The organism is Allobosea sp. NPDC055594, from assembly GCF_053618995.1.
The window spans coordinates 228903-240909 of record NZ_JBSHIO010000001.1 but is presented as its reverse complement, the minus strand read 5'-3'; the positions used below and the strand labels follow the sequence as shown (position 1 = coordinate 240909).

Sequence of the window (12007 nt, the reverse complement as noted above, 5' to 3'; positions counted from 1 at the left end):
GGCTCAGGCCTTTCCGGGCTCGGGCTGCCGATCGGCCACCAGCATGCCGGCATGTCCCCAATCATCGCGCTCGATCTCCTGAATCACGATATGGGTGTTCTGCGGGTTCTTGCCGAGCACGCGCACAAGAGTCTGCGTGAACTCCTTGACGATCTCGGCCTTCTGCTCGCGGCTCGCGCCCTTGGTGATCTGCAGGTTGACGTAAGGCATCAGACCGTCTCCAGCTTCGGTGCCGCCTCGCGCTGCGAGAGCCAGCGGTCGATCTCGCGCATGACGATCTCGCGCACCGCCTCGTCGCTGACGAACTCGGTGACCTCGCCGGCGAAGGCAGCGAGCACCAGCGCCTCGGCCTGCGGCCGCGGCAGGCCGCGCGCCATCAGGTAGAAGAGCTGCTCGCCGTCCATCTGCGCGACCGTCGCGCCATGGCCGCAAACCACGTCGTCGGCGAAGATCTCGAGCTCGGGCTTGTTGAACATCGTCGCGCCGTCATTGAGCAGCAGCGCATTGCTCTTCATGCCGCCATCGGTCTTCTGCGAATGCGGGCGGACGATGACCTTGCCCTGGAAGACGCCGGTGGCCTCGCCCTCGATGATGTTCTTAAACAGCTCGCGGCTTTCGCCATGGGCGGCCGCATGGTCCATCACCAGCGTGACGTCAGAGTGCTCCTGCTTGCGCAGCAGGTTGATGCCGCGCAGCGCCGCCCGGCTGTGCTCACCGGCATAGCGCACGAAGCTCTGCTGGCGCAGCACGCCGCAGCAGGTCGCGAGCGCGACCGAAGCGAAGCTGGCATGCGCGCCGACCTCCGCCAGCAGCGACTGCACCAGCACCGTCTCCGGCCGCTGGCGCGTGACGAGGCGGACATGTTCGACCTCGGCCTTGTCGCCGACCACGAAGGACAGCGCGCTGTTGACCTGGTTCGGGGCCGGGCCGACGCTCTCGCATTGCTCGACGACCGTAGCCTTCGCCCCGGCGCCGACCGTGACCAGCACGCGGGAGTACTGCGCGGTTTCCTTTGCACCGGAATTGATCCCGAGCAGCAGGATCGGCCGCGCGAGCTCCACGCCAGGCGCGATCTCGATGACCATGCCGTCCCGTGCGAAAGCGGCGTTGAGCATCAGGGCGCTGTCGTCGCGCGCCACCTCCGGCAGCGCCAGCGCTGCGGCCATCGCCTCCGGCGCCTCCGTCAGGGCCTCGGCGAGGCTGCGGACGGTGACGCCCTCGGGCAGCGTGTCGAGGTCGGAATCGGCCGGGCTGAAGATGCCGTCGATGCTGACCAGACGCGGGCCGGGGATGGTCTGGATCGCGAGCCGGTCAGCCACCGCCTGAGGACGCTCGGAGCGGCGCGCCAACGGCATCGCCTCGCGCACGAGCGAGCGCAGATCGGTGTAGCGCCAGGATTCAAGCCGGCGATGCGGCAGGCCCTTGGCCTCGAAGCCGGCAAAAGCCTCCTCGCGCAGCTTGCGCACGGGGCCGGCACCCGGCAGCTCCGCCTTCACATTGGCGAACTGCTCGGCGAGCTGCTGCTCGGCCGCGGTCTTGAGCGGGGTGATGATCGCCATTACGCGGCCTCACCATAGGACGCATAGCCACTCTTCTCGAGCTCGAGCGCCAGCTCCTTGCCGCCGGTCCGCACGATCCTGCCATTCGACATCACATGCACCGTGTCGGGCACGATATGGTCGAGCAGGCGCTGATAGTGGGTGATGACCAGGAAGCCGCGATTCTTGGCGCGCAGCGCGTTGACGCCGTCGGCGACGATCCTCAGCGCGTCGATGTCGAGGCCGGAATCGGTCTCGTCGAGGATGCACATGGACGGGGCCAGCAGCGCCATCTGCAGGATCTCCATCCGCTTCTTCTCGCCGCCGGAGAAACCGACATTGAGCGGGCGGCGCAACATATCGCGAGCGATGCCAAGGCCATCGGCTGCGGCGTTGACCTGCTTGATGAAGTCCGGAGTCAGCAGCTCGGCCTCGCCGCGCGCCTTGCGCTGCGCGTTCATCGCCGCCTTCAGGAAGGTCATGGTGGCGACGCCGGGGATTTCCAGCGGGTACTGGAAGGCGAGGAAAATGCCGGCGGCGGCGCGGGCATCGGCCTCCATCTCCAGCAGGTTCTCGCCATTGAGCAGGATCTCGCCGTCGAGAACCTCATAGTCCTCCTTGCCGGCGATGACATAGGACAGGGTCGACTTGCCGGAGCCGTTCGGCCCCATGATGGCGGCGACCTCGCCGGCGTTCACGGTGAGGTTGAGGCCGTTGAGGATCTGCTTGTCCTCGTCGGCGATCTTGACGACCAGATTGCGAATTTCGAGCATTTTCAGAGTTCCATTCTGCTGGAGATGGTCGGGTCTAGCCCGACCATGGCGCGCTTCATCGCAGCGTCATGCCCGGGCTTGCCCCAGGCATCTCGGAAACGATCGGGCCTCAGCCCACGGAGCCTTCGAGAGAAATCGTGATCAGCTTCTGCGCTTCGACGGCGAACTCCATCGGGAGCTGCTGCAGCACCTCCTTGACGAAGCCGTTGACGATCAGCGCCACCGCTTCCTCTTCCGAGAGGCCGCGCTGCTGGCAGTAGAACATCTGATCCTCGCCGATCTTCGACGTGGTCGCCTCATGCTCGAAGATCGCGGTCGCGGTCTTGGCCTCGATATAGGGGATGGTGTGCGCGCCGCACTGGTCGCCGATCAGCAGCGAGTCGCAGTTCGTGAAATTGCGCGCATTCGTCGCCTTGCGATGGGCCGAGACCATGCCACGATAGGTCGAGTCGGATTTTCCGGCCGCGATGCCCTTGGCGATGATCTTCGACGTCGTGTTCTTGCCGAGATGCAGCATCTTGGTGCCGCTATCGACCTGCTGGGCCCCGGTGGAGACCGCGATCGAGTAGAACTCGCCGCGCGAGCCGTCGCCGCGCAGGATGCAGGACGGATACTTCCAGGTGATCGCCGAGCCGGTCTCGACCTGCGTCCACGAGATCTTCGAGTTCTTGCCGCGGCAATCGCCGCGCTTGGTCACGAAGTTGTAGATGCCGCCCTTGCCCTCGGCATCGCCGGGATACCAGTTCTGCACGGTCGAGTACTTGATCTCGGCATCGTCGAGCGCGATCAGCTCGACCACCGCCGCATGCAGCTGGTTCTCGTCGCGCTTCGGCGCCGTGCAGCCTTCGAGATAGCTGACATAGGCGCCCTCGTCGGCGATGATCAGCGTCCGCTCGAACTGGCCGGTGTTCTGCTCGTTGATGCGGAAATAGGTCGAGAGCTCCATCGGGCAGCGCACGCCCTTGGGGATGTAGACGAAGGAGCCGTCGGTGAAGACGGCGCTGTTCAGCGTCGCGAAGTAGTTGTCGGTCACCGGCACCACGGTGGCGAGGTACTTCTTCACCAGCTCGGGATGCTCGCGGATCGCCTCGGAGATCGAGCAGAAGATCACGCCGGCCTTGGCCAGCTCCTCCTTGAAGGTGGTGACGACCGAGACGGAATCGAACACCGCGTCGACCGCGACTCGGTTCTCCGGCGCGACGCCGGCCAGGATCTCCTGCTCGCTGAGCGGGATGCCGAGCTTCTTATAGGTCTCCAGGATCGCCGGATCGACCTCGTCGAGCGACTTCGGCGAAGCACCCGTCTTCGGCGCGGCGTAATAATACAGGTCCTGATAGTCGATCGGCGGGTACTGCACGCGCGACCAGTTCGGCTCGGTCATGGTCTTCCAGCGACGGAAGGCGTCGAGCCGCCATTCCAGCATCCATTCCGGCTCGTTCTTGCGCGCCGAGATGTAGCGGACCGTGTCCTCGGTCAGGCCCTTGGCGGGCTTGTCGACTTCGAGTTCCGTCACGAAGCCGTACTTATATTCGGTCACGTCGATCGACTTGACCTGGTCGATGGTCTCCTGGACCGCTGCCATTTCTACTCTCCTGTCGCGGGTTCAAGGCCCGCCGGTTTGGTCTTCGTCTTGTTGGTCGTATGCGTCTTTCCGGAAGGCTCAGGCCGCCGCCTGCTCCCGCCGGTTCGGTATTGCGGCCACCGCCCTCGCATAGGCCGCGAGCAATCGATCGATATCCGTCCGGGTGGTGGTCCATCCGAGCGAGGCGCGCAAGGCCCCGGCGCTCATGGCTGGGTCTACGCCCATGGCGGCCAACACATGCGAGCGCTTGACCTTGCCCGAGGAGCAGGCAGAGCCGGACGACAGTGCAACGCCTGCGAGATCGAGCACGATCAGCGCTGTTTCCGCCTTGAGTCCGGGCGTGGCGAAGGCGCTCGTCCCCGGAAGCCGGGCCACCTTGGCACCGAACACAACCGTCTCCGGCGCCAGTTCCACCAGCCCTGCCTCGAGCGCATCGCGCAGCCCCGCGAGCCGCACGGCCTCGCTTGCCAGAGCGGCATCGGCCTCGGCCGCGGCAACGCCAAAGCCGACGATGCCGGGCACGTTCTCGGTCCCGGCACGCCAGCCGCGTTCCTGCCCGCCGCCACGCAGCGGCTTGTCGGCGAGTTCGAGCGCCCCGGTGCGGAAGACGATCGCGCCAACACCCTGCGGACCACCGAGCTTGTGCGCCGACAGCGTCAGGATGTCGACGCCGAGCGCCTCGATGTCGATCGCGATCTTGCCGGCGGCCTGGACCGCGTCGCTGTGCATCAGCGCCCCATGGCGTCTGGCGATCACGGCGGCCTCGGCGACCGGCTGGAGCACCCCGGTCTCGTTATTGGCGAATTGCAGCGAAACCAGCGCCCGCTCGCCCGGTCGCTCCGCGGCATGGCGCGCCAGCCGCGTCTCGAGCCAGGCGAGATCAGCCAACCCGTCGGCGTCGACCGGAATCGCCTCGGCGGCAGCGGCGGGGAAGCGGTGACCGTCGCGCACGCAAGGATGCTCGGTCGCACCATGGAGCAGCAGCGTCACAGGCGCGCGCACGCAATCGCGACCGCCGCTGCAATCGCTTAGTCCGGGCGCCAGCACCGTCGCATTCGCCTCGGTGCCGCCGCTGGTGAAAACGACATTGGCCGGCCTGGCCCGGCAGAGTGCGGCAACCTGTTCCCGCGCCGCCTCGACCGCAGCCCGTGCCATCCGCCCCTCGCCATGGATGGAGGACGGATTGCCGGTCATCTGCAGCGCCCGCAACATCGCCTCCGCCACCGCCGGACGGACCGGCGTGGTGGCGTTGTGGTCGAGATAACTGCGGATAGTCGCGTTCACCGGCGAATTTTCTCCATGTTCTGCCGAGCGCCATGCGGCGCGGCACGAAATGCTTGAAATTACACCCCTGCGCCGTGCTATAGGCGCCTCGTCCGAGCCGCGCAGACTGGAGCGGCAAGCGCTCACCCGCCTGCGTGTTCCCGTCCTGTTCACGGCTGTTAGAACCATTCTAAGCGCCTGATGTAGGGCGCGAGCAGCGGGGCCGTCAAGGGCGAGCGCGCGCATCGGTGGCATTCCTGCCGCTTTTGCGCGCTCGCTCGCGCGCCCTGCCCAGCAAGAGGCGAAACACGATGCCCGAGGTTATTTTCAACGGACCGGCCGGTCGGATCGAAGGCCGCTATCAGCCCGCCAAAAAGCGCGGTGCGCCGCTGGCCATCATCCTGCATCCGCACCCGCAATTCGGCGGGACGATGAACAACCAGATCGTCTACAACCTGTTCTACACCTTCGTGAATCGCGGCTTTTCCGCCCTGCGCTTCAATTTCCGGGGCGTCGGCCGCAGCCAGGGCAGCTTCGATCACGGCGCCGGCGAGCTGTCGGACGCCGCCGCGGCACTCGACTGGATGCAGGCGCTGAACCCCGAAGCGAAGAGCTGCTGGATCACCGGCGTCTCCTTCGGTGCCTGGATCGGCATGCAGCTGCTGATGCGCCGCCCCGAGATCGAGGGCTTCCTGTCGATTGCCGCGATGGCGAACCGCTACGACTTCTCCTTCCTCGCCCCCTGCCCGTCCTCGGGCCTGTTCGTGCACGGCTCGGAAGACCGCGTCGCGCCGGTCAAGGAGGTGATGGCCGTGATCGAGAAGGTGAAGACCCAGAAGGGCATCCAGATCGAGCACGCCGTGGTCGAGGGCGCGAACCACTTCTTCGACGGCCGCGTCGATCAGCTGATGGAGCAGGTCGGTGCCTATCTCGACCGCAAGGTCGGGCCCGAGATCCTCAAGACCGAGCAGGAACAGGCCTGAGTCTGTCGCCGAACGACTCCGAACCGCCATGCTCGCCCTTGCGGCGAGCATCCACGTCTTGAACACGGCGCTCGATCAGTGGCGCAAAGACGTGGATGGCCGGGACAAGCCCGGCCATGACGGGAAAACCGTCAAAACATCGAGTCCGCCATGACCACCTTCAAGTCCGACTTCCTGCGCACGCTCGACGAACGCGGCTTCATCCACCAGATCTCCGACCCGGAAGGGCTCGACCAGGCGGCGCTGAAGGGGCCGATCTCGGCCTATATCGGCTATGACGCGACAGCGACCTCGCTGCATGTCGGCCACCTCATGCAGATCATGATGCTGCACTGGATGCAGGAGACCGGCCACAAGCCGATCGCGCTGATGGGCGGCGGCACCACCATGGTCGGCGACCCCTCCTTCAAGGACGAGGCGCGCAAGCTCCTGACCCAGGAAACGATCGAGCAGAACCTTGCGGGCATCCGTTCGGTGTTCTCGAACTATCTCGACTTCTCCGGTCCGGCGACGATGATGAACAACGCCGACTGGCTGCTCGGGCTGAACTATCTCGAATTCCTGCGCGATGTCGGCCGGCATTTCTCGGTCAACCGGATGCTGTCCTTCGACAGCGTCAAGACCAGGCTCGACCGCGAGCAGTCGCTGTCCTTCCTCGAATTCAACTACATGATCCTGCAGGCTTACGACTTCGTCGAGCTGAACAAGCGCACCGGCTGCATCCTGCAGATGGGCGGCTCCGACCAGTGGGGCAACATCGTCAACGGCATCGATCTCGGCCATCGCATGTCCGATGTGCAGCTCTACGCCCTGACCTCGCCGCTGCTGACCACCGCCTCGGGCAACAAGATGGGCAAGACCGCCTCCGGCGCCGTCTGGCTCGATGCCAAGCTGCTGCCGGTCTTCGAGTTCTGGCAGTACTGGCGCAACACCGAGGACGCCGATGTCGGCCGCTTCCTGAAGCTCTTCACCAAACTGCCCCTGGCCGAGATCGCCCGGCTTGCCGCACTCGGCGGCGCCGAGATCAACGAGGCCAAGAAGGTGCTGGCGACCGAGGTCACGGCGCTGCTGCACGGCCGTACGGCGGCCGAGGCCGCAGCGGAGACGGCGCGCAAGACCTTCGAGGAAGGCGAGACCGCGCAGGACCTGCCGAGCGTCGATCTGCCGAAAGCGCAGTTCGAGGCCGGGCTCGGCGTGCTCAGCGCCTTCGTCAGTGCTGGCCTCGTGCCCTCGACCGGCGAAGCCCGTCGCCAGATCAAGGCCGGCGGCCTGCGCGTCAACGACCAGATCGTCACCGACGAGCGCGCCAGCCTCGGGCTCTCCGACCTGACGGACGGCGCCGCAAAGCTCTCCTTCGGCAAGAAGAAGCACATCCTGCTGCGGGCCGTCTGACGGCATAGTAAGCCCGGCCGCAGCTGCGGCCGGGACGGAATCGAAATCTCGACGGCCGGCGCCAACCGCTTGCCGCCATTTCGCTTCCGGCGGCTGCGGAACACCATACATCAGGCTGAAGCGAAAGCCGTCATCCTGGACGAGCCGCGTCAGCGGCGCCGATCCGGGATCCGTGCCTGAGCTTCAGCCGACAAAGGTTCCGGCATGGGTCCCGGGCCTCCCTGCGGTCGCCCGGGATGACCCGCAATCAATCCGAAGGCGGTATGAGCTGACAGCCGAGACCGGCGCCGCCCCCTGCTCAGCGCTCCGCCGTATCGGGAACCTTGCCTTGCGGCCGCTGCTCGAGCGGGCCGCCGCCGAGCGGATCGATGAAGCGGCGCAGGATGCCGGGCGCGATCGCCGAGAGCGGGTTGACCGTCATGGTCGGCGCCGTCGCCGAGCCCGAGACGCGGAAATTCACCGCGAACAGCCCGCCATATTGCCCGCCGCCGAGGATCATGCCGACGACCGGCACCTGCGCGAAGGCATTGTTGAGCGCGTAGCCCGGCACAAAAGTGCCGCCGATATCGACGCGATCGCGGCCGTAATCAATGTTGCCCTGCAGAGTGAAGCCGACCTGCTGGCCCCAGATCACGGCTTCGCTGATGTCGATGCGGCTGGCGCTGCGGATGAACTCGGCCCGCATCTTGGTGAAGGCGACCTCGCTGACATCGATGCGCTGCGGGAGCGGCCCGCCGTTGCGGTCGAGCGCGCTCGGCGCCGTCGCGCTCTGCGCGCCGACGACGCGGCGCAAGGCCGGCTCGTCCCGGACGGTGAAGTTCCGCATCAGAACCTCGCCATCCTGCCGGACATCGCCCGTCCCGAGCCGCAGGACGAGATCCCCGCCATGGGCGCGGCGATAGAGATCGAAGAAGCGGAGCGTCGCACCGCCATTCTCCGACTGCAGCACCAGGGGCCCGGCCCCCTGCCCCTGCGGCGCCTGCTTGATCGAGAGGTCGGCGCGTCCGATCCTGCCGGCATAGCTGATCGAGCGGACTGCACCGCCACGCCGCGACAGCTTGAGCTGCGAGTTGCCGAGCGCCTCGTTGTTGAAGCCGGTCAGGATCGGCACTTCGAGATCGAGATCATAGTCCGGACCGGTCGCGGCGGCACGGCCGCCACGCACGGGAGCTGCCGGCGCGTTCAGGAGATCGCGAATGAAGGGCCGGGCATCGAGCACGGCGCCGCGCACGGAGAGCCTGGTCACGCCGCCGTCACGGCTGATCTCGACCTTGTTGAGATTGTCCCCCGGCGAGAGCTTGAGCTGCGACAGGCTGGCGCTCTCGAACGCATTCTGCTTGTTCAGCGAGATTCGGCCCTTCACCAGGATCGGGGCGCTGTCGATCGTCAGGTCCTCGAAATCCGGCCCGTCGGCATCGGCGACATAGGTGAAGACGGCCCGGCCGGCACGCCCCGCCGGCTTGCTCAGGCCAGGGATCGGCGTATCGATCGCGGCCCGCGTCATGTCGATCTCGACGCGCGGCGGCGCCTCCGGCGTCTTGCCGAGCGGCTTGATCACCTTGACCTGGAGCGGACCGTTGATCCCCGCCTCGGCGCCGATACCGCGGCGCTGCCGGGCGGCGTTGTCGAGCGTCAGCGAGACCGTCGCTTCGCCCTGGCCCTTTGCATTCTGTCGCAGCTCGATCGGCCCGCGATCGCCGCCGATGCGGCCCTCGCCCTTGATCAGCAACTGGCCGCGATCATAGCTCAGCGTCAGATTGGCGCCGTCCAGCTTCTCGTTCCCCAGCAGCGTATCCGACGCGACGCCGGTCAGCGTGCCGTTGCTCTGGATGTTCACATCGGCAAAGCTCAGATCGTTCACCAGCGGCAGCGAGATCTGGTTCTTCAGCTCGCTCGTCCCGCGCAGCGACGCCGGGTCGATCTGCAGTGGCGAGAATTCCTTGAGCGCTGGAAAGGCGAACAGGGAGAGCAGCGCCTCGGTCGAGCCCGTCGAGCGAAAGCCGATCTGCGCGATCGGCCGGTCGCCCCAACTCTCGGCCATGGCGAAGCTGCCCTCGTCCAGCATCAGCTTGCGGCCATTGCCAAGATCGGCCGTCGCCTGCGGGATGCTGAGCTGCACCGTCCGGCCGGTGATCGTGCCGGCGACACGGGCATTGGACAGGACCGGCAAACCGGGACTGGGCAGGAAGCTGACCTGCGAGCCCTTGAGCACCACGGTCACCGCGTCATTATCCATGCCCTGGCCGGCATGCAGCCGGGCATTCGCCTCTGCCGAGACTGAGAGATCGACGGTGATCTCTTCGACGCGACCGCCGAGGATCTGGCGGCTCAAGGTCGCGTGCAGATCGGGCGAGGTCACCGCCGGCCAGACGGCGAGCGCCGCCCTCATGTCGGAATCGACCGCCTTGATCTTGAACTCGTGCGAATTACGCTCGGCGACCCGCCTTGCCGCGCCGGTCCCCTCGGCATCGATCAGCGGCCCCTTGACGACGAGCTGCTGGATTCTCACCTCGCCCGCCGTCGGCTCGACCTCGAAGACAGAGCGCAGCTTGTCGATCATCACGGGCGCATCCTGGTCGACGCCGGCGATCTGCCCGCTGCCCTCGAAGGCGACCTTCCAGACCCCACTCTCTTCCTGAGCCTGACCACGCCCGAGCAGCTTGGTCGCCCCGGCCTGGATCTCGGCCGAGGCGATGCGCACCGTCTTGAGCCCGTCATCGCTGTCGAAATCCAGGCGCGCACCCTGGATTTCCAGCGGCTCGAGTGCTGCGCTGCGCAGATTGACGACGCCGGGTGCGACATTGAGGCCGGCAGCGATCTTGCGGGCCCCGTCCGGCGTCTGAGTCAGTGAGATCTTGCCGCTGAGCGCCAGCCCGTCGAGGGCGACGGTGGCATTGCCGAAGGCGAGCGCCACCGCCTCGGAAGGTTCGAAGCGCCGGATATCGATGCTGGCGCGGCGCGTGCCATCGGGGCTGCTCGACAGGTCGATCGACAGTTCCTTCCAGCGCGAGCCGCTGCGCCCGCGTGCCGCCAGCCGCGTCAGGCCGCCGCCCAGCCGCTCGAGCCGGACCTCGACATCTTCCAGCCCGGCCTTCTGGCGCCCCGTCGGATCGATCAGGGTGACGCGCGCGCCACCCATGCCCGCCTGCTCCAGCGCGCCCAGCAGCCCGTCGCCCTCGGCGAGCGCGCCGATCGCGTTCATCACGCCAGTGAAGGCGTTCCAGTCGGCGGGATCGCCGGCCACCGGGACATTGGGCAAGTTCACGGGCTGGGAGCCCTGCTCCAGAAGAAGAGCGCCATCCTGCGTGACGCCGAGCCGGATATTGACCCCGCGCAGCTCCAGCGAGACCAACTTGATTTCCCCGCGCAGCAGCGCGAACGGATCATAGCCCAGAACCGCTTCCGGCGCCCGGAACGAGGCGCCGCCCGAGTGCCGGAACGAGACCTGCTGCACGCGAAGGCGCGAGCGCCCGTCGACGCGGTCGAGCCCGGCATGCTCCGCCTCGACTTTCCAGTTGGGTCCGAGCCTCTCCTCGATCGCCGTGGCGATCCGCCCCTCCAGCCCGGAGAGCGGTATGAAGCCGCTGACCAGCAGCGCGCCGGCGGCGAAGCAGAGCGTCACGACCGCAACCAGGACGGCGACGCCGATCGTCACCATCCCTTTCCAGGCGCGCTTCGCCACCGCGGCCGTCTCGCAAGACTCCGCCGGTGCCGGAGCGGGCGCCGCTGGCATCGGCGCCGGACTGTTCCCCTTGTCTTCGGTCAAGACCGTGTCGCTCTTTGTCTTGCGGGTGAAGGACGCGGCATCCGCCCTGGCGCCCTGCCGGAACATTGCGCCGAGCCGACCACCGGGTACAGCCTGCGGCAAAGTAACCGATTCTCCGGGCGCATGTTCCTGCTCTCTGGCCTAAGCCGGCTCACCGCCCTATGGCTCGCCAGCCCATGCGGCGCGATATCGACCAAAGGAAGGCAGACATGGCCCTGAACGAAGGCAGCTTCGCCCCGGACTTCACCTTGCCGAAGGATGGTGGCGGCACCTTGACGCTGTCGGCCCTCAGGGGCGGGAAGGTCGTGCTCTACGCCTATCCCAAGGACGATACACAGGGCTGCACGCTCGAGGCGACCGCCTTCAACGGCCTGCGCAAGGCTTTTGCCGCCGCCGGCGCGCGGATCATCGGCGTTTCGCCCGACTCGGTCGCCAAGCATGACCGCTTCAAGCAGAAATACGATCTGGAGATCGACCTGCTCGCAGATGAGGAGCGCAGGATGATCGAGGCCTATGGGCTCTGGGTCGAGAAGAGCATGTATGGCCGCACCTATATGGGCGTCGAACGCACCACCTTCCTGATCGATGCCGAGGGCAGGATCGCGCGGATCTGGCGCAAGGTTAAGGTGAAAGGCCACGCCGAAGAGGTGCTTTTGGCGGCTGAAACGTTGTAAATCGCCGTTCAGGCGAGGTTTCTGCCGGCGGCTTTG

General features: G+C 66.7%; 9 protein-coding genes. 3 read left to right on the top strand and 6 right to left on the bottom strand.

Annotation, left to right across the window (positions count from 1 at the left end):
- Positions 1-3: 3 nt before the first annotated feature.
- The 5 genes from ACWGRX_RS01125 to ACWGRX_RS01105 all read right to left on the bottom strand — a co-directional run bounded on the left by ACWGRX_RS01125 (position 4) and on the right by ACWGRX_RS01105 (position 5177).
- Positions 4-210 carry a tautomerase family protein gene (locus tag ACWGRX_RS01125; RefSeq protein WP_291645567.1) on the bottom strand — a complete coding sequence of 69 codons (207 nt, stop codon included), beginning with the start codon at positions 208-210 and terminating at the stop codon, positions 4-6.
- Positions 210-1559 (bottom strand): Fe-S cluster assembly protein SufD, encoded by a 1350-nt coding sequence (gene sufD / locus ACWGRX_RS01120; protein WP_452116079.1) that lies wholly within the window; start codon positions 1557-1559, stop codon positions 210-212. Before sufD ends, ACWGRX_RS01125 begins: the two co-directional genes overlap by 1 nt.
- Entirely contained in the window at positions 1559-2311 is a 753-nt protein-coding gene (gene sufC, locus ACWGRX_RS01115; RefSeq protein ID WP_452116078.1) for a Fe-S cluster assembly ATPase SufC, read from the bottom strand. Before sufC ends, sufD begins: the two co-directional genes overlap by 1 nt.
- A gap of 109 nt (positions 2312-2420) precedes the next feature.
- Positions 2421-3893 (bottom strand): Fe-S cluster assembly protein SufB, encoded by a 1473-nt coding sequence (sufB, locus tag ACWGRX_RS01110; protein WP_452116077.1) that lies wholly within the window; start codon positions 3891-3893, stop codon positions 2421-2423.
- Between the two features lie 78 nt (positions 3894-3971).
- Entirely contained in the window at positions 3972-5177 is a 1206-nt protein-coding gene (locus tag ACWGRX_RS01105) for a cysteine desulfurase family protein (RefSeq protein ID WP_452116076.1), read from the bottom strand.
- A gap of 290 nt (positions 5178-5467) precedes the next feature.
- On the opposite strand from ACWGRX_RS01105, the gene ACWGRX_RS01100 reads away from it, so the two are divergent.
- On the top strand, positions 5468-6139 hold the full coding sequence (locus ACWGRX_RS01100; protein WP_291639672.1) for an alpha/beta hydrolase: 672 nt from the start codon (positions 5468-5470) through the stop codon (positions 6137-6139).
- Between the two features lie 150 nt (positions 6140-6289).
- Positions 6290-7531 (top strand): tyrosine--tRNA ligase, encoded by a 1242-nt coding sequence (gene tyrS / locus ACWGRX_RS01095; protein WP_452116075.1) that lies wholly within the window; start codon positions 6290-6292, stop codon positions 7529-7531.
- A 298-nt stretch (positions 7532-7829) separates the two neighbouring features.
- Here tyrS and ACWGRX_RS01090 read toward each other — a convergent pair whose 3' ends face one another.
- On the bottom strand, positions 7830-11213 hold the full coding sequence (locus ACWGRX_RS01090; protein WP_452116074.1) for a hypothetical protein: 3384 nt from the start codon (positions 11211-11213) through the stop codon (positions 7830-7832).
- A gap of 293 nt (positions 11214-11506) precedes the next feature.
- Here ACWGRX_RS01090 and ACWGRX_RS01085 point away from each other — a divergent pair, with 293 nt between their 5' ends.
- Positions 11507-11971 (top strand): peroxiredoxin, encoded by a 465-nt coding sequence (locus tag ACWGRX_RS01085; protein WP_452116073.1) that lies wholly within the window; start codon positions 11507-11509, stop codon positions 11969-11971.
- Positions 11972-12007 lie beyond the last annotated feature (36 nt).